The organism is Limnoglobus sp. (genome assembly GCF_059499385.1).
Genome location: NZ_JCABYM010000073.1, coordinates 30,310 through 49,178 on the forward strand (window position 1 = coordinate 30,310; position 18,869 = coordinate 49,178).

Here is an 18,869-nt window from a genome sequence, read left to right on the forward strand (position 1 = left end):
CCTTCCACGTTTCGGGGATCTGTCTTCACGGGCTGGGACCGTGGCGGGCGGGACGCCCGCGGTCCCAGGTGGGAAACTCGCAAGGCGGCACCGGCGGTCGGAAAGGCCACGCCCTTCGCCGTCGGCACCGCCCTCGTTCGGTCCGTCGTTACCGCACCTGCGGGATGCTCGGCAGCGCCCCGACCGGCTGCGTCGGCAGCATCTTCGGGGCGGCCGTCGTCCCGCCCATCGGCGGGGCCGGCGGGGCCATCATCCCCGGCGGCACGCCCATCGGCGCACCCACAGCGTCCATCGCCGGCGAGTTCGGGTTCTCCAGGTTGATGTTCCCGAGCCGGATGACCGCCAGGATCGTCCCGCGGCGGGTCGCTTCCACGATCGGGTCCGCGCCCGGCTCCAGCTGCGTCGAGACGACTTCTTCAGCACCACCCAACGCCGCGGCGTCCTGGAACGCCGGGTCGGGCAGGTAGATCACCTTCACCACGAGGTTGCCGGCGTTCACCCGCTCGAAGTCGTCGTTCGTGAACGACACCGGCACGGAGTTATGCGACAGGTACGTCACCGTCTTCAGCGTCGCCGGGGCCACTTCCAGCGTCGGGTAGTAGACCCGGCCGGCCTGCGTCGGCACGCCGGCCAGCTTCAGGCGGTAGACGTTCCCTTGCATGAAGTTGTAACTGGCCGGGGCCACGAGGCCGCTCTCGACGTAGCTGTTGCCGACGAGCCAGCCGATGCGGGCTTTCTCCGGCGAGACGAACTTGATGGCCGTCCGCTGGTTGCTGATCGTCGGGCCGTAGGGGCTGCCGGGGCCGATCGCGCCGATGGCCGCGACCGCGCCGGGCGGCCCCATCGCCGGGACGGGCATGATGCCGTTGTTGCCGAGGTACGTGCCCAGGCCGTGGCCCATCGGGCCGTAGTCGGCGGCGCTCACGCCGCCGTGCCCGCCGTGGCCGAACCCGCCGGCGAACCCGAGGCCGTGGGACTTGATGCCCCACGACGGCTCGCCGCCGCACGACCCGTCCGCGCACCCGCCGCCGGTGACGCGGTTGAACCCGGCCGCCGGCATGACGGCCTTGTCCTCGACCACCTTCGCCGACGCCAGCTGGATGGCCGAGTCCTGCTTCGCGGTCGTCTTCGTGCCCTTCTTCTGCACGAACGTGACCGCCTTGTCGGACACGTCCTTCCCGGCCTTCGCCGTCGGCTCCCCGGCGGGCATCTTGCTCGTGCCCGTCTTCGCCTTGTCGGTCGTCATGCACCCGCCGAGGCCAGCCAGGAGCATGAGGGTCGCGGTCGTTCGTTTCATATCTCCCCCCAACGGGTAGCACGACGGATCACAGTTCGCGTCATGATCGCTACTGCCATTACCATCGACCCGCGACCGCCCGAACTTTGGATAAAACCCGAACGCCCGCCGCAGTTTGGCCGACCGCCAGAACCCGGACAGCCTACCCATCTTCCGCCGGCCCCTCCCCCGTTACCCCCCCGTTACAGCCTCACAGTTAGAATCCCATCAACTCGGAACGCGGATCTCGGAACGCGGAGTGAAAGCAAAACCCCTTCGGGTTCACCTCGCCCACGGTCTTCAGGAGAACGGTCATGCGTGTCGTGGTTGCCGGGCTGTTGGTCGCGGCCCTCTCAGTGTCGTCGCCGCCCGCGCGGGCGGAGGACGTTGCCAAGAACAAGGACGTCGATCTGGTCGTCTGCCTGGACGTGTCCGGGAGCATGAACGGCCTCATCGACTCGGCGAAGATCCGCCTCTGGGACATCGTCAACGAGCTGGCCAAGATGAAGCCGACGCCGAACCTCCGCGTCGCGCTCTACAGCTACGGGCACAGCACGTACCCGGCCGACAAGGGATGGGTCCGCAAGGAGATCGACCTGACGACAGACCTCGACGAGGTGTACGCGAAGCTCAACGCGCTCACCATCAACGGCGGCGAGGAGTACGTCGCCCGCGTCAGCCAGGCGGCACTGACGCAACAGAAGTGGACCACCGCGAAGGGCGCGCTCCGCCTCGTGTTCGTCTGCGGCAACGAGCCGGCCGACCAGGACAAGAAGATTCACCTGAACACCGCGGCGGCGCTGGCGAAGGAGCAGGGCGTGATCGTGAACACGATCTACTGCGGGGCGAAGAACAACCCCGAGGCCGACGGGTGGGCCGCGTTCGCGGCGAAGTGCGGCGGCAAGTACGCGACCATCGACCAGAACCGGGCGAAGAAGGTCCCGCACGTCGCGACGCCCTACGACAAGGACATCCTGAGCTTCAACGAGAAGCTGAACGGGACCTACGTGGCGATGGCCGGCGAGGCCGGGAAGAAGGGGGCCGAGAACCAACTCAAGCAGGACCAGAACGCGGCCGCGAACGCCCCGGCGGCGGAACTCGGCCGGGCGGCGGCGAAGGCCGGGGCCGCGTACAAGAACAGTTCCTGGGACCTCGTGGACAAGATGAAGGAAGACCCGAAGTTCGACCTGTCGAAGCTGAAGGACGACGAGCTTCCCGCGGAACTGAAGAAGCTGAAGCCGGAGGAGCGGGTCGAGTACGTGAAGAAGAAGGGCGAGGAGCGGTGCGACATCCAGAAGAAGATCGGCGAGCTGTCCGCGAAGCGGCAGAAGCACATCGACGAGGAGCTGAAGAAGCTGCCGAAGGACGCCGGCGACAAGGCGCTCGACGACGCGCTCAAGGGCATCATCCGCGAACAGGCGACGGCAAAGGGTTTCGCCGTGGAAGAGAAGAAGCAATAATGGGATGGCGAGCGTCCCGGCGTAAGCGGGACGTGGTCGGGCGCGTCCAACCACGTCCCGCTTACGCCGGGACGCTCGCCGGGGACTTCATCATGCCGAAAGCGCGCATCGTCGTCGTCGAGGACGAACCCGCCATCCGCCGCGGCGTGTCGGACGCACTGCGGCTAACCGGGTACGACGTGACCGAGGCCCCCGACGGCGCGGTCGGCCTCGTCGAAGCCTCCGCCGGCGGCATCGACCTCGTGCTGCTCGACCTGCTGCTCCCCCGCCGCGACGGGCTGGAGGTTCTCGCCGAGCTTCGCAAGGTCCACCCGACGCGGCCGGTCATCATCCTCACGGCCCGCGGCGGCGAGGAGGACCGCGTCCGCGGCCTGAAGATGGGGGCGGACGACTACGTCGTGAAGCCGTTCTCCGCGAAGGAACTGCTCGCCCGCGTCGAGGCGGTGCTTCGCCGCACGATGAAGGCCGCCCCGACGATCGTGTCGGTCAAGATCGGGAAGGGGTGTGTCGATCTTCAACGGCGGGAAATCCGCTGGGGCGCGCACGACCGCACCGACCTGTCCGAGACGGAGGCGGCGGTGCTGAAGTACCTGATCGAGAACCGCGAGCGGGCCGTGTCGCGGGAGGAGCTGCTCGGCCGCGTCTGGGGCATCGGCACCGCAGGGTTGGAGACGCGGGCGGTGGACATGCACGTCGCCCGGCTGCGGGCGAAGCTGAAGGACCCCGGCGGCGACGACCACGGCGAGGCCATCGTCACCGTGCGGGCCACGGGTTACATGGCCGGGCCGGGGTTGAGCGTGAAGGAAGGGTAATTGCTTTCACTTTGCATTTTTCATTTCACACTTTGCACTGGTTCGGTACCGTTCGGACCAATGCAAAGTGTGAAATGAAAAATGCAAAATCGGTTTGAGGACTCGCAATCGTGCTCGGTCGTCGGCTGTTGTCCCCGCTCGGCGGGCTGTGCATCTTCGTCCTGATCGCCGCGCTCGTCGGCGGCGGGCTGGGGTGGGTCACGCGCGCCGCCCTGAAGGTCGAGACCGCGGAACGGGAAGCCACCGCCCGCGCCGACGCCGCCGCGAAGGAGCGGCTCGCCCTCTGGCAACTCGACAGCCGCCTGTTCCCGACGCTCGCCGTCGAGAACGGCCGGCCGTACGCGCAATACTTCAGCCTGTACATCCCGCACCCGGTCGCCATCGACGACAAGGGGAACGTCAACAACCCCGGCCGCGTCCCGTCGCCGCTGCTGTCGGCCGAACTCCCGGACTGGATGCTCTTGCACTTCCAGCTCGACCCGGAGAAGGGCTGGTTCTCGCCGCAGGTGCTCCCGGAAACGGTCGCGGACAAGTTGCAGCAGCAACTCGGCGACGAGGTGGCGCTATCGAACTACACGCCGGTGCGGAAGAACCTGCTCCAGGAACTCCGCGACAAGTTCGACGTGAAGCCGACGTACCGGTTCCTGGAGGAGAAGGAGACCGCGGGCGTGTCCGACGGCGTCCTCGGCGTGCCGGACTACGGCGAGCAGAACACCGTCGCCGTCCCGATGGGCGCGCCGGCCGCGCCGGGCGGGTTCGCGCCGCAGGTCGTCGAGAACCTGGCGAAGAAGGCCGACCCTGGGCGGGGCGGGCCGCCGCCCCAGGTCCAACTGAACGTCCAGCCGCCGCCGGAGTACCAATCGGCGGACAGCAAGATGCGGGGCAACAAGGCGACCGAGTCCGATCTCAACGTCCGCCGGATGGCCGCCGAGCGGGCGGTGAAGGAAGGGCAGAACGCGCAGTACCCGATGAACAACACGACCGGCCGCGGCGGGTACGCCAACCCGCCGGCCGGCTCCGACAAGCCCGCGCCGCCGCCCGCCCCGGCGATGCCCGCGCCGAAGGCGGCGACGCCCCCGGCCGGCCCGCCCGCCGGCGGCCGCGCGGGCGGGGCGAAGCCGCAGGCGGACGCCCCGAAGGCCGAGGCCCCGAAACAGCGGGCCGAGCCGAAGGCCGCGGAGCAGGCCCAGGCCGACGCGCTGGAGCAGCCCGCGCCGGCGGGGGGCCTCGGCGGCAAGGTGGCGTTCGGCCGCGGGAACGTGCCGGTCGTCGAGAAGGCCCCGGCCGTGCAGGTCGGCCCGATCCGCCCGCAGTGGCTGTCCGCGGAGGACGGCAGCATGTACCTGTTGCTCGTCCGCGCCGCCCGGCTGGAGACGAAGACCGTCTTCCAGGGCGTCGTCCTCGACTGGTCGCGCTTGAAGGACGAGCTGCTCGACGAGGTGAAGCCGACGTTCCCGGACGCGAAGCTCAACCCCGTCTACGAGGGCGAGCCGAGCAACGAGCGGCAGATGGCCGCGATCCCGGCGCGGCTCGACCCCGGCCCCGTCCCGCCGCCGGAGCCGGCCGGGTGGACGCCGCTGCGGCTCGGCCTCGCCCTCGGCTGGGGGGCGGCCCTCGTCGCGCTGGCCGGCATCTGGTTCGGCGGCCGGGCGCTCATCGACCTGTCCGAGCGCCGCATCCGGTTCGTCTCGGCCGTCACGCACGAACTCCGCACCCCGCTCACGTCCCTCCGCCTGTATCTCGACCTGCTCACCAGCGGCATGATCGAGGACGAGGAGAAGCAGAAGGAGTACCTCCGCACGCTGCACGGCGAGTCGGACCGGCTGAACCGGCTGATCGAGAACGTGCTCGACTTCGCCCGGCTGGAGAAGCGGACGGTGCAAACGCACGTCGCCCCGACGAAGGTGGACGCGCTGCTCGAAGCCGCCCGCGCCGCGTGGGCCGACCGGTGTGCCGCGGACGGGAAGGAACTCGTCGTCATCGGGACCGTGCCGGTGGACCAGATGGTGAACACGGACGGCCGCATGGCCGGGCAGATTCTCAGCAACCTGATCGACAACGCGCGGAAGTATTCGCCGGGCGCGGCGGACCGCCGCATCTGGGTGTGGGCGAAGCCGGGCGACGGGAAGCGAATCATCTTCGAGGTGGAGGACCGCGGCCCCGGCGTGCCGCTCGCCGAGCGGGCGACGATCTTCCGCCCGTTCCGCCGCGGTCAGGCCGCGGACACGACCGCCGGCGGCGCGGGCCTGGGGTTGGCGCTGGCGAAGCAGTGGGCCGAGATGCTCGGCGGCCGCCTGAGCTACCGCGTCGCCGACGGCGGCGTCGGGGCGTGCTTCCGACTGGAATTGCCGATCTGAGGCGAACGGCACGGCGTAAGCGTGCCGGTGTTGCACACAGGCGCACACCGGCACGCTTACGCCGTGCCGTTCGCCTTCCTATCGCAGCTCCCACGCCACCTTCTCGACCCCCGGCTTCGCCCGCAGCAGCTCGACGAGCTTCGTCAGGTCGGAGGTCTGGTACGGCCGGAAGCGGAAGATCAGGTCCACCGACTCGGCCGACTCCTTCACCGTGTCCGCCCCGGCCAACACGACCGACTCGGACACCGGCGCGAGGACCGCCCGCACGTCGGCCTCGGTCGTTTCCTTCCCCTTGACGCGGACGGTCATCTTCGCGTCGTGGGCGGCCGGGCCGGTCATCTGCGTGACGGCGCTGGCGACGAGCGCGATGACGCTGAACCCGACGACGGCCGTGTAGAGGTACCCGGCCCCGGCCGCCATGCCGATGACCATGGCGAAGATGACGAACGCCGAGTCGCGGGTGTCCTCGATGACGGTGCGGAACCGGACGACGGCAAGCACGCCGGCGAGGCCGAACGCCCGCGCGATGTTCTGGCCGATCACTTCCGTGACGAGGGCGCAGAGGACGGTGAGCAAGAGAAGGGTGGTCCGCAGCCCCGGCGCGGGCCGGCCCTCGGACCGGGCGAACGTGCGGACGAGGGCGATGCCGAACCCGAGGGCCGTGGCGACGCCGAGGCGGAGGGCGAGGATCAGCGGGTACTCGTCGCCGTTCGGTCCGGGTGCGATCCACCAGTCGCCCATCAGTCGAAACTCCTCGAAATTCAGGCGGTCACGCCTTGCGGAGGGAAATCGTCAGCTCTTGGCCGTCCACTTTCACCGTCGTCGTGTACGTCGCCGACGGCAGCGGGTCGAACGTCAGTTCGACCGCTTGCACGGCCGTCGCGATGGCGTCCCGGTGCGTGCGGATCGCGGCGGCCAGTTCCGCGGACGGCGTGACTGAACTTAAAACGATTTTGTCCGCGAGGTCGAGACCGGCGTTTTTGCGCGCGTCCTGGACGAGCCGGATCACGTCGCGGCTGAGACCCTCGGCCCGCAACTCCGGGGTGATGCGGGTGTCGATCGCGACCTGCGTGCCGCGGTCGGCGACGCCGGCCCACCCGTCCGGGGCGACGTACTCGATGGGCAGGTCTTGCGAATCGAGCAGCACGCCGCCGAGATCGACCGGCCCGGCCCGTAGTCGTTTCGCGAGTTCTTCGGCCGAGATCGCGTTCAGCGCGGCTTCAACTTCCTTCCGCTTCGCACCGATCTTCGCGCCGGCGGTCTTCATTTCTAGCTTCACGCGGGCCGCCAGTGGCGGTTTGTCAACAAAAACCACGTTCTTGACGTTCAGCTCGTCCTGAATCGTTCGAGCGAACTTTTCGAGTACACCGCGGATCGGCTTCGTGTTGCTGTACGCTCGCAACTCCGCGAGCGGCTGACGGACCTTTTGCTTCGCCACGCTGCGGGCTGAACCCCCGAGGGTGACGAGGTCCATGAGCGCCAGCGTGTCCTCGGACAACTTCAGGTCGATCAGCGACTCATCGACCGTCGGGTAGTCCGACAGATGGACGCTCTCCGGGTCGGTCGGCAGCCGCAGGTTCCGCCACATGACTTCGGACAGGAACGGCGTGCAGGGCGCGATCAACTGGCACACCGTCCGCAGGACGGCGTGCACCGTCTGGTACGCGGCCAGCTTGTCCCGCTTCCCGGCGGCAGTCAACTCGGCGTTCTTGCTCCACATGCGCGGCTTGTTCCGCCGCACGTACCAGTTGCTCAACTTCGCGTCCACGAACTCCTCGGTGGCGAGGGCGAACGCCATCACGTCGAACCGCTCGAACGCGGCGCGGGCCGTGCGAACCAGTTCCTGCAGGTCGCTAAGAATCCAGCGGTCGATGTCCGACCGCTCGGCGACCGGCACCGGCGGCAAGGTCGGGTCGTACCCGTCCGGGATCGCGAAATTGACGAACGACCCGCCGTAACAGTTCCACAGCTTGATGTGGAACTTCGCCCGCACCTCGTCCGCCGGCTTCGGGCCGAACAACAGGTTGCTCGCCGGGTTCTGCCGGCAGTACAGCCACCGCATCACGTCCGCGCCGATGGCGCTGTACGGCAGCGTCTTGCCCTTCGGGTCGCGGACCTCGCCGCCCTTGTCCGCAGCGGCGATGAACTCAATCGAGTTACCCGCCGCCTTGTGCATCTCCTCGCCGAACTGATCCTTGACGGTCGCGAACCCGAGCAGCGTCTTGAACGGCGGCTGTTCGCCGTCGCTCATCATGGTGGACAGCGCGAGCAGGGCGTAGAACCAGTTGCGGAACTGGCCGGGGAAGCTCTCGGTGATGAAGTCGGCCGGCCGCCAGTCGGCCGGGAGCGTGCTGTACGCCACGATGCCGGCGTCCAGCCACGGGTTGCCCACGTCCGGCACGCGGTACATGCGGTTGCCGGTCCGCGGGTTCCGCAGCACCACCTTGTCCACCCACGGCCGGTGCGGCGTGTGCCCGTCGAACTCCGCCCACCCCTCGATGGCGCGCTCCCGCAGCTCCTCGCGGCTGCCGATCACCTCGAAGTCGGTCGGGTCCTTCTCGTCCACCCAAATCGGCAGCGCGAGGCCCCAGTAGCGCTTCTTCGAGATCATCCAGTCGCCCATGTTCTTCAGCCAGTCCAGCTCCCGCGCCCGGCCGTTCAGACTCTCGGGCAGGAACGTGACCTGCGTGGTGACCTTCGCGATCTCCGCGCGGAAACTGTACCCGCCGGGCGGCGACTGCGGGTTCGCCGGGTCGAACGCCTGGCCCATGTTGATGAACCACTCGTCCACGAGGCGGTAGAGCAACTCCGTCTTGCACCGCCAGCAGTGCGGGTAGCGGTGGACGTACCGCTCGGTGCCGAAGAGGCGGTCCTTCTTCTTAAGTTCGTCGAACACGGCGTCAGCCGTCGTCGGGTCGGCGGCGTTCTTGCCGGCGAGCGGGCCGAACCCGTGGTGGAAGCAGCCGCCGTCATCGATGGGGGCGATCGGCGGGAGGCCGTTCTGCTTGCCCCAGGCGAAGTCGATGCCGCCGCAGCCGGGGGCCGTGTGAACGATGCCTGTCCCCTCGGACTCGCTCACGTCGTCGCCGCCGGAGATGACGCGGTGCGCCGCCGCGCCGCTCACCTTCGGACACCAGCCGTTCTGTTGAACGATCTTCGCGACCTCTTCCGGGAAGCCGAACTCGGACTGCTGCGCCGACAGGTCGTCGAACGGCCCGGCGTACCGCCAGCCGAGCATCTCCTCGCCCTTCACCTCGCCGACGACCTCGTAGGTCTCGCCCTTGCCGGCCTTCGACTTGAACATCTGCTCGATGCTCGACAGGTTCGGCACGCCGTCGAGCCATTCGCGCTTGCCCTTCTTGGCGGTGGTCTCCGACCCCGTCGCTTCCGCTCCGGGTTCTACGGACGACGCCATGCGGTCCTGCTTGAACACGCCCTTCGCCAGATAGTAGACCTCGCCTTTGAGCTTCACCTTCAAGTACGTCAGCTTTGGGTTGATCGCCGCGCCGACGTTGCTCGTCAGCGTCCACGGCGTCGTCGTCCAGACGAGCAGGTTCTCGCCCGGCTTGTCCAAGAGCGGCAGCTTCACGAAGCAGGCCCGGTGCTCGATCAGCCGGTAGCCTTCCTTCATCTCCTGCTCGGAGATGCCGACGCCGCACCGCCCGCACCACGGCATCACGTCGTACCCGCGGTAGACGAGTTTCTTCGCGAAGCATCTTTTGAGGAACGCCCAGATCGTGTAGTTGTTCCGCTCGGACATGGTGAAGTACGACCGCCGGTCGTCCGGCGACTTCGCCCAGTCCGCGTCGGTCACGTCCCAGTTCATCCACATGCCGAGGCGGATCGACTGGTCGGTCTGCACGCGGGCGAACGTGTTCACGCGGTCCTTGCACGCCTGCACGAACCGGTCGATGCTCGCCTCGACGCTCCCCGGCACGAGCGCCTCGATGTCCCGCTTGCTCTTGAGCTTCAGTTCCTTCTCGACCTCGACCTCGACCCACAGCCCCTGGCAGTCGAACCCGTTCTGGTAGCGGAGGTCGTGCCCAGCCATGGCGAAGTAGCGGTTGTACGCGTCCTTGTACGTCCGCCCCCAGGCGTGGTGGACGCCCATCGGGTTGTTCGCGGTGATCGGCCCGTCGAGGAACGACCACTTCGGCTTGCCGGCGTTGAGTTGCTTGCGCTTCTCGAAGATGCCGCGGTCGGCCCAGAACTTCAGGACGTGGCGTTCCAGGGCGGGGAAATCGGGCGACGGCTCGACCTTCTCGAACGGCATCGGCGGGGACCTCGGCGGCGGTGCGTGAACGGTTAGTGTAGGGGGCGGGGGCGAGCGGTTGCAGTGGCTTGATTCGCCGGAGGAGTTCGGATACTGTTTCGGAAACTCTTCCGAGCTTCTTCATGACGCCCGCCCTGCAACAATTGATCGCAAAGTGCGAAACCCCGTTGGGATTGTTGGGCGTCCTTTTGGCCGCGTGCCGGGAGATGGCGTCTGCCTACGGAACCTGGGTCAGCGACCCGACGACCGCCCCGGTGACGGCGTACTGGGCCGAGCGGGCGGCCGCGACCGTCGAAGGACTGTCGAGCGCCGGGTGGTTGACCGTCGAGGACCACAAGGCCGTCGAGCACTATTTTCTCCGGACGGAAAAGGGGCAGCCCGACCGGACCGAGTGCGTCGTGGAGGCGCGGGCGCTGGCCGAGGCGGTGGAGGAGCGGTTCCACAAGGAATTGGTCCCCCTGTTGCAGGAGGCGTTCGCGCCGCACCGGGCCGTCGGGGCCGGGGACCTGTTCCCGGTCGTGCGGAACCCGCACGTGCCGGCCTGGGTCGGGGCGGCGGGGCGGACGGCCGTGCTCACGCCGTTGCCCGCGTCCCAGGACCCGCCGGTGGACCAACTCGAGCACTTCGGCCTCGGCCCGCCGAAGGGAATGCTGGATGTCGAGGTGGACGTCCGCCTGCGGGCCGTGGCCTGCCCCGTGCCGATCGACCGGCCGCTCCGGCTGGGGGTGGCCGTCCTCAACGGGTCGCCGGGCGAACTCCCGGTCGTCGCGGACTGTCCGTGCGAGGGGGAATTCCTCCTGCGGGACGGCCCCGCGAACCCCGGTTCCCAACTCGAGGCCATGCGGTGCGTGCTCGGGTGGGCGGACCGGCATCGGGTGGACGTTCTGGTCTTCCCCGAACTCTGCACCGACCCGGCGTCCGCCCGGCAGCTGACCGCGGAGTTCGACCGGACGACGAACGTCGGCGTGTGCGTGTTCGGCAGCTACCACGGCCGGGCCGCCGACCTGGACTGGCGGAACACGACCCACGCGCGGGTCCGCGGGAGCGCGGTCCTGCTCACCCACGACAAGCTCGACCGGTTCCAGCTCAAGGCCAAGGCGTCGCCGACGAACAACGACCTGCGGGAGGGGATTCGGACCGGCCGCGGGGTCCGGGTGTACCACGGCAAGGACTGGAGCGCCACGCTGTTGATTTGCAAGGACTTCATGTCCCAGACCGTGCTGCCGCTGGTCACGCTGTTGCGGCCCACCCTGGTCCTCGTCCCGGCGTACACGACCAAGATCGCCGCCCTGTCCAACGCGGCCAACCAGCTGGCGAACGTCGTGCAAACGGTCACCGTGCTGGCCAACGGCCCGGTGCTCGGTCCCGAGCGGGTGGTCGGGGTGTTCGGCGTTCCCCGGACCTATCCCGCGGCCGGGAATCCCGGCCACGCGGGTGCGGTCGTGCAGTTCCCGCAGGACCGAACAACTTTGCCGAGCTTGTGCATCTTCGACGTTGATGTCGGCAAAGAATTGTTCTTGCCGTGAGAACCGGTTGACGATAAGTTGACGAACCAAACGGACAGTCCTAAGAACTGTGACGAAATGGCCCCCGTAGTGCTTGTATCACCGAGATGTCCTTGACGACCGGTTGACACATAAAATGGTCGATGCCCCTGGTTCCGTCCGAAAGGTGATGCCATGACCCTGGAGAGCCTGCCCGATCGACTGGCCGCGGTAATGCGAGACCCGAAGAATCTCACGGTGGTGGGAGGCATTGCCGCAGACTTCGCGACTGAGGTCGCCAAGCCCACCATCGAGTGCGTGATGGGGTTTCGGAAGCACGTCGCGCCGGCCGTGGATGAGTTGGCCGGCCGGCCGGCCGACCCGGAGGCGAACTACGGACGGGGCCTGTTGACCGGGCTGATGATCGTGGCCGGGGTGCTGGAGCGGCTGCTCCAGAACGAGGCGGCCGCGGACCACCGGCGGGCGATGGCCCGCCGGCCGTTGCACGGGGCGATCCTGCGGCTGGTGCGGGGGACGGCGAAGTCGAACAAGGAGTTGAGCGACCGATTGCGGTCCGACGAGGGGCAGGTGTCGCGGGCGGTCCGGGAGTTGACCGAGGCCGACCTGCTCCGGCCGCTCGCCCCCGCCGCGGGCGGGGACGGGCGGAAGAAGTACGTTCGGCTCACCCACCTCGGCCGGCAACTCGTCGGCGCGCCGGCCCCCGACCTCGACGACCGGGAGCGGGCCGAGGACCGGGAGCGGGCCGGGGCGCGGGCCCGGCTCATCCGGAGTTGCCGGGCCGCCCTGTCCACCAACCAGACCGGGGAGCCTTCGCCGGTCGCCGCCCCGGACGCCCCCGACCCGCCGGAAGACGCCAAGCGGCAGGTCGTCCGGGTCCGGAAGCGGAACCGGTCCAACCGAAACGACGTCGTGTCCGTCTAGCCTGGGGGGCACCGCCCGTGGAAACCCGGTCCGTCGAAGCCACCACGATCCGCATCTTCGAGCGGGATCACCTCCCGTTCTGGGACTTGCTCTCCCGCGACGTCGTCGACGGGGTGACGGAGGCGTTCCGGTTCGAGGACGTGGACACCGGCCAGGACGCGGACGACCCGGCCCTGACGTTCTCCCGCGGCGGCCTGGACCCGAACGACTCGGACCGCCGCCGGGCCGTCCGCTCCCTGACGATCGACGACCGGCGGATCGAGGTCGTCGTTTCGGACCCGGACGGCCACGCCGCCGTCGGCCGGTTCCTGCGGAACTTCGCCGCGGTCGCCGGCGAACTCACGGGCGGGCCGGCCGGCTGGCTCGACCGGTTCCAAACGGAAACCGCGAACACCGTCTGGGTCGGGCAACTCAAGATCGACCCGCTGCACCTGCTCGACCCCCGCGTCCGGGCGGCCGCCCAGCGGGTCCGCCGCGACTGCAAGACGCCCCAGTACGACCCGCTGCTGTCCCTCAAGGGGCTGAGCTTCCGCCTCACGTTCAACATCACCGACCCGAAGCTGCTGGAGTCGTCCGTGTACTTCCGCGACCGCGAGTTCCGGCTGGAGCCGCGGTTCGGCGTGCCGGCCGAGGAGCGGGCGTGGTTCTCCAGCAGCCCGCTCCCGTCCGACCAGCACCTCGCCCTCCTCGAGCAGATCGAGACCGAGTACGCGCAAAAGTGACGGCGGCCGCCGTCCGTATCATGTCCGGATGAGCGCACACGACCTGAACGCCTGGCGGGACGCGGCCGTCGAGGCGGCCCGCCGCGGGGCGGCGGAACTCGAGAGCTGGCGGGGCCGGTTCACCGTCCGCGAGAAGTCCCGGGCCGACCTCGTCACCGACGCCGACACCGCCTCCCAGCGGGTCATCAAGGACTACCTCCTCGGCCGCTTCCCGGACCACCACTTCCTCGGCGAAGAAGACTCCGTCGGCAAGTCCCTCGACGAACTCAAGGCCGCCGCGACCGCCGCCCCGACGTGGGTGGTGGACCCGCTCGACGGCACGGCCAACTACGCCCACGGGCTGCCGTGCTACGCCGTGAACGTCGCGCTCATGGCCGGCGGCGAGATCGTCGTCGGCGTCACGCTCGACCCGCGGCTGAACGAGCTGTTCGTCGCCGCGAAGGGCGGCGGGGCGTTCCTCAACGGCGTGCCGATCCGCGTCAGCGACGTGGCCCACGTCCGCGACGGCCTCATCGCCACCGGGTTCCCGGCGAGCTACCAGGCGCAGCTGCACAACCTCGAAGCGTGGAAGCGGGTGTCGTCCCACGCACAAGGGCTGCGGCGGACCGGCTCGACGGCCATCAACATGGCCTACGTCGCGGCCGGGCGGTTCGACGGGTACTGGTGCTACGACAACTGGCCGTGGGACGTGGCCCCCGGCGCGATCCTGATTCAAGAAGCGGGCGGGACGATCACCAGCAGCGACGGGTCGCCGTTCACGCCGTTCCGGATGGACCTGATCGCGTCGAACGGCCGCACGCACGAGGAGTTGAAGCGGGCGCTGGCGGGGTCGTAAGGGGTTAAACGCACCCGGCCCGGCGAGGGACTCGCCGGGCCGGGCTTCGATCGCGGGGCTATCGGTTACAGCAAGCGCAGGTCGTCGATCGCGGCCTGGGCCGTCTCGGCCGCGGCCAGTTGCGTCAGCAACTCGCCCGTGCCGACCCGGCCGGCCGCCTCGGCCGCCACGTCCGTCCGCACGTCCGGCAGTTCTTTCACCGCCGCCAGCAGCTTCGCCAAGTCCGTCGTCGGCGAGAATGAGGTTCCGGTCACGGTTCCCCCCTTCGCGTCTCCAGGGACCGCCGCGACCCGCTGCGTCGCGTCCGTCGAGATCGTACCTGTCGGGATATTCGTCGCTGTCTGAATCTGCATCGCATCACCATTCAGTCACGGCCACAGATGGATTGTTCGGGTCTGGGCAGAGGTCTTATCGAAGGCGACGGACGAAGTTTGACATTATTTTTACCGCGCACAACTTTCCCCGTTGTTTCTTCGACATTCATGCCGGAACGAACTACGTTTCATACTCAACCTGACCGTGAGTCCCCAGTCACGATGTCCGACGTTACCCAGCCTACCCCGGCCCGCCCGTCGCTCGGCTTTTATGCCGTGCGTGTGGTCGCGCTCGTCGGCTGCCTCGGCGGCGGGCTGGCCGCGGGCACGCTCTTCGCACCCAAATCGAAAGAGAAGGTCGAAGAACCGGTTCGAGCGAAGGTCGTCGAGCCGCTCGACGAGCGGATCGACCGGCACATCCGCAACGGCGAGTTCGCCGAGGCCCGCGCCCTCTGCCAGCCGGACGACGAGCTGCCCGCCGAGCCGTGGCTGGCGTACCGGTTGGCCGTTTGCCTGGAACGCCTCGACCGGTGGCGGCCGGCCGCCGCCGCGTACGACGCCGTCGCCGGCAAGAGTTCGGAGCGGCTCTGGGCGAACGCGACGCTCGCCGTCGCCCGCTGCCGGCTGGCGAACGGCGCGACCGACGACGCGGACGCGACGCTGCAACAGGTCGAGCACCTCGGCGGCGCGGTGGACGAGGCCGTGCTGGACGAGCGGACGCGGCTGCGGGCGTGCGTCGAGTACACCCGGCTCGGCGTGCCGCGGACGGCCGACCCGTTCGACCCGGCGGCGCTCGCGTGGCCGCCGGTCGTGGACCGCCGGGACGACCGGGACATCTGGCTGCCGCCGGTCCCGGCGACGCCGGCGGACCCGGTCCCGACCAAGACCGTGCCGATCGCCGTCCCGCCGCCGGCCGCGCACCCGGCGGCCCCGCGGGAGCGGGTTCGCGAGTCCCTGCGGAAGGTGTTGGAGACCCAGGACCACCCGGCCGTGCGGCTGACGCTGGCGAACTTCGACGCCCAGGACGGGGCGTGGGCGGCGGCGGTGCCGGTCTACCGGCAGCTGATCGAGGACGCGCCGGACGCGGCGGAGGCGAAGCTGGCGGCGTACAACCTCGGCCTCGGCCTGTTGCGGGCCGGGGCGACGGCCGCGGCCCGCGAGGCGTTCCTCGGCGTCGTGGACCGCGACCCCCGCGGGCCGTGGGGCGAACTCGGCCGGTACTGGGTCGGCCGCGCCGCCCTCGACGGCGGCGACCCGGCCGCGGCCGTCCGGCCATTCCGCGCCGCGACCGCGGGCAAGACCCGCCGGGTCCGGGCGGCCGCGTCGTTCGCCCTGACCGCGTGCTACCTGCTGACCGGCCAGGACGCCGCCGCCGAGCGGGAGGGCCGGAGCATCCGGCCGGAGGCGTCCGACACGTCCGTCGGCGTCGGCGACCTGCTCGACCACGTCTGGCGGTACCGCACGACGCCGTCGCCGCTGCGGGCCGAGCAACTCGCCGACGCCCTCCGGGGGGCGGGCGACCTGCGGCCCCTCGGCCCCGCCGGGGTGTACCTTTCGGGGCGGTTGCTGGAAGAAATTGGAAATTCTTCAGAAATGGCCGCGCTGTTCGACGCGGCCGCCGCCGAGTACCGCGGCCCGTGGGTCGTGCGGATGACGCTCGCCGCCGGGGAGCACTGGGATTCCGGCGGGAATCGCGCGAAGGCCCGGTCCCGCTACCTCGCCGTGGCGGCCATCGAGCCGGCCGGGTTGGGGCGGCGGGCGGAACTGAATCTGGCCCGCATGGCGGCCCGTGAAGGAAATGGGAAGGAATGCCTGGGCCGTTGCCTTCGATTATGGAAGGACGGCCCGGCCGACCCGGACGCGGTGCTGCTGGTGATGGCCCGCGGGTTCGAGTTGACCGGGGACTACGCGGCCGCCGCCGCGTGCTTCGCCGGGAGAGAGCCGAAGTTCGAGTGACCGTTGCGCCCCGCCCCCGCCGGATGTTGCCCATGACCGATACACAGTTTTCGATGAACAACCGCATGTTGACCGCCGAGTACGACCTGTCGAAGGCCCTCACGCTGCAGACCGGGACGGCCCGGCTCATCAGCACGCTGTTGGACGCGTCCGTCGTCCTGCCGGAGGAGTGGGACGAGATGCCGGTGCTGGCGAAGGCCACCGTCGTCGAGGAAACGTCGCTCAACAACGTCGTCAACAAGCTCGTCGAGCACCGGCTGCTGTCCGCGTTCCAGGCGGAGATGGTCCGGGACGGCCGCACGGACGAGCTGACCGTCGGCCCGTACCGGCTGCTCGAGCCGCTCGGCCAGGGCGGGATGGGCATCGTCTACCTCGCCGAGCACGTCCACCTCCGCCGGCGGGTGGCGCTCAAGATGACGATGCAGCTGATCGACGGCCACCCGCGGCTGATCCACCGGTTCTACGCCGAGGCCCGGGCCGTCGCCCGGCTGAACCACCCGAACATCGTCGCCTGCCTGGACGCCGGCCGCCACCAGACCGGCAAGAACGGCCGCCAGTTCGCCGACTACTACGCGATGGAGTACGTGCCGGGGCAGGACCTCGACACGCTCGTGCGGAACTCCGGCCCGCTGCCCGTCGGCCGGGCGGCCGACCTGTTCCGCCAGGTCGCCGACGCGCTGGCCGAGGCCCACCGGCACGGCCTCGTCCACCGCGACCTGAAGCCGTCGAACGTCATCGTCACCCCGGACTGGCAGGCCAAGCTGCTCGACTTCGGCCTCGCCCTGCACCCGCGGCACCAGATGACGGAACCCGGCACGCTGCTCGGCACGGTCGGGTACATGGCCCCGGAGCAGGCCCGCGACCCGCACGCCGTGGACGGCCGGGCCGACCTGTTCGCCCTCGGCGCGACGTTCTTCTGGGCCTTGACCGGCCGCGAGCCGTACCCGGAGACCGGCAACCCGATCAGCGACCTGACCCGGCGGCTGACGACCGACGCCCCGGACGTGCGCATCGCCCGGCCGGAACTACCGGGCGACCTGGCCGACCTCGTCACCCAGTTGATGGCCGTGGACCCGGACAAGCGGTACCCGTCCGCGGCGGCCGTCTCGACGGCCCTGCAGCCGTTCGTCCGGTGGACGCACGCCACGAACACGGACACGAACTCGGACGGCGGCCGCCGCACCCGCGTCATGGTCATCGACGCGGACCAAACGTCCCGGACGCTCATCTCCACCCTGCTCGACAGCGAGTTCAACGTCCACCAGACCGGCGACGGCCGGGAGGCGCTGAAGCTGTTGGAGAAGAAGAACTACGACCTGATCGTGTTCGACGCCCCGCTGGTGGGCTGCTCGACGCAGGACCTGATCTCCAGCGCCCGGCGGCAGGGCGGCGAGCAGCCGGTGATGGTCATGGCCCTGTCCGGGTCGATGCCGGTGTCGGCGCTCAGCGGCCTGGTGTCCGTCGGCGTGGACGACTTCATGTCCAAGCCGTTCGCCCCGATCGAGCTGCGGTCGCGGGTGCGGGCGCTGATGGGCCGGCGGGAGACGCTGCACACGAAGCGGTTCGTCACCGAGACGATGCGGGTCGGGTTCGACGCGCTCTTGCGGACCCCGGCCCCGCCGCCGGCCGTCGCGTCCGTCAACCCGTGGGACCTGATGACGGTGACGATGTCCCGCCTCCTGGTGGACGCCGGCTACCTCGCGCCGGGCTACCGGTCGCGGGTCGCCCGGTACGTCCGGGCGCTGTCCCAGACGGTGGAATCGACCGGCGAGTACGCCCGGCTGAAGGACGCCGGCTACGTGAACCTACTGGCCAGCTCCGCCGCGCTGTACGACCTCGGGATGCTGGTCATCCCGAGCGGGCTGGCGCTGAAGCCGGGGAAGCTGGACGAGGACGAGCGGTGCGTCGTCGAGACGCACCCGACGGCCGGGGCGGAGATTCTGAACGGGCTGAGCGAGAAGTTCCCGTCCGAGACGGCGGCGGTCGCGCTGGCGGCGGAGTTGGTCCGCGGCCACCACGAGCGGTGGGACGGGACCGGCTACCCGGACCGGCTGGCCGGCACCGACATCCCGCTGTCGGCGCGGGTCATCGCGCTGGCGTCCGTGTACGACAGCCTGCGGTCGCGGCGGCCGTACCGCCCGGCGATCACCCACGTCCGCACGACCCGCGTGCTGACGGCCGAGTCCGACGGCCGGTTCGACCCGGTGCTCGTCGCCGCGTTCAACACGGCCGCGGCGAGGTTCGACCAGATTTACAACGACTACCCGGTGTGACCCCGTGCCGCCACCCTTGTCGAGGCTTTGCGAGACACCTCTTGTTCCCTCCCCCCTGGGGGGGGAGGGTTAGGGAGGGGGTGAGCGCGTCCCGCCCGGTGAGGATCGCGTCGGAGGGAGGGAACTCGGGGGGGGGGGGGGGCCCGGCCCCGCGCCCCCCCGCCG

Annotated in this window: 13 protein-coding genes; 9 read left to right on the top strand and 4 right to left on the bottom strand. The window is 69.7% G+C overall.

Annotation, left to right across the window (positions count from 1 at the left end):
• Window positions 1–148: 148 nt before the first annotated feature.
• Window positions 149–1,297 (bottom strand): hypothetical protein, encoded by a 1,149-nt coding sequence (locus tag AC5JJ2_RS13545; protein WP_495858530.1) that lies wholly within the window; start codon window positions 1,295–1,297, stop codon window positions 149–151.
• A gap of 293 nt (window positions 1,298–1,590) precedes the next feature.
• On the opposite strand from AC5JJ2_RS13545, the gene AC5JJ2_RS13550 reads away from it, so the two are divergent.
• From AC5JJ2_RS13550 to AC5JJ2_RS13560, 3 genes are all read left to right on the top strand, one after another.
• Window positions 1,591–2,736, top strand: a complete 1,146-nt coding sequence (locus AC5JJ2_RS13550) for a vWA domain-containing protein (protein WP_495858531.1) — start codon at window positions 1,591–1,593, stop codon at window positions 2,734–2,736.
• A gap of 92 nt (window positions 2,737–2,828) precedes the next feature.
• Window positions 2,829–3,548, top strand: coding sequence for a response regulator transcription factor (locus AC5JJ2_RS13555; RefSeq protein ID WP_495858532.1), 720 nt, complete (start codon window positions 2,829–2,831; stop codon window positions 3,546–3,548).
• A gap of 110 nt (window positions 3,549–3,658) precedes the next feature.
• On the top strand, window positions 3,659–5,905 hold the full coding sequence (locus AC5JJ2_RS13560; protein WP_495858533.1) for a sensor histidine kinase: 2,247 nt from the start codon (window positions 3,659–3,661) through the stop codon (window positions 5,903–5,905).
• A gap of 78 nt (window positions 5,906–5,983) precedes the next feature.
• Here AC5JJ2_RS13560 and AC5JJ2_RS13565 read toward each other — a convergent pair whose 3' ends face one another.
• Together AC5JJ2_RS13565 and AC5JJ2_RS13570 are read right to left on the bottom strand one after the other, a co-directional pair.
• Entirely contained in the window at window positions 5,984–6,646 is a 663-nt protein-coding gene (locus AC5JJ2_RS13565; protein ID WP_495858534.1) for a DUF4956 domain-containing protein, read from the bottom strand.
• A 28-nt stretch (window positions 6,647–6,674) separates the two neighbouring features.
• Window positions 6,675–10,178: an isoleucine--tRNA ligase gene (locus AC5JJ2_RS13570; RefSeq protein WP_495858535.1), complete on the bottom strand. Its 3,504-nt coding sequence runs from the start codon at window positions 10,176–10,178 to the stop codon at window positions 6,675–6,677.
• 122 nt (window positions 10,179–10,300) lie between these two features.
• On the opposite strand from AC5JJ2_RS13570, the gene AC5JJ2_RS13575 reads away from it, so the two are divergent.
• The 4 genes from AC5JJ2_RS13575 to AC5JJ2_RS13590 all read left to right on the top strand — a co-directional run bounded on the left by AC5JJ2_RS13575 (window position 10,301) and on the right by AC5JJ2_RS13590 (window position 14,161).
• Window positions 10,301–11,704: a carbon-nitrogen hydrolase family protein gene (locus AC5JJ2_RS13575; RefSeq protein WP_495858536.1), complete on the top strand. Its 1,404-nt coding sequence runs from the start codon at window positions 10,301–10,303 to the stop codon at window positions 11,702–11,704.
• Window positions 11,705–11,857: 153 nt separating this feature from the next.
• A complete protein-coding gene (locus AC5JJ2_RS13580) occupies window positions 11,858–12,604 on the top strand; it encodes a winged helix DNA-binding protein (RefSeq protein WP_495858537.1) in 747 nt (248 codons plus the stop codon).
• A 17-nt stretch (window positions 12,605–12,621) separates the two neighbouring features.
• The gene (locus AC5JJ2_RS13585; RefSeq protein ID WP_495858538.1) at window positions 12,622–13,326 is read left to right on the top strand and encodes a hypothetical protein; all 705 of its coding nucleotides are present in this window, start codon (window positions 12,622–12,624) and stop codon (window positions 13,324–13,326) included.
• Between the two features lie 28 nt (window positions 13,327–13,354).
• On the top strand, window positions 13,355–14,161 hold the full coding sequence (locus AC5JJ2_RS13590) for an inositol monophosphatase family protein (protein WP_495858539.1): 807 nt from the start codon (window positions 13,355–13,357) through the stop codon (window positions 14,159–14,161).
• A 65-nt stretch (window positions 14,162–14,226) separates the two neighbouring features.
• Here the strand turns inward: AC5JJ2_RS13590 and AC5JJ2_RS13595 are convergent, their stop codons facing one another.
• A complete protein-coding gene (locus tag AC5JJ2_RS13595; protein ID WP_495858540.1) occupies window positions 14,227–14,514 on the bottom strand; it encodes a hypothetical protein in 288 nt (95 codons plus the stop codon).
• Between the two features lie 183 nt (window positions 14,515–14,697).
• On the opposite strand from AC5JJ2_RS13595, the gene AC5JJ2_RS13600 reads away from it, so the two are divergent.
• Window positions 14,698–16,431: a hypothetical protein gene (locus tag AC5JJ2_RS13600; RefSeq protein WP_495858541.1), complete on the top strand. Its 1,734-nt coding sequence runs from the start codon at window positions 14,698–14,700 to the stop codon at window positions 16,429–16,431.
• A 32-nt stretch (window positions 16,432–16,463) separates the two neighbouring features.
• Complete coding sequence (locus tag AC5JJ2_RS13605; protein ID WP_495858542.1) at window positions 16,464–18,704, top strand: protein kinase domain-containing protein; 2,241 nt, start codon at window positions 16,464–16,466, stop codon at window positions 18,702–18,704.
• Window positions 18,705–18,869 lie beyond the last annotated feature (165 nt).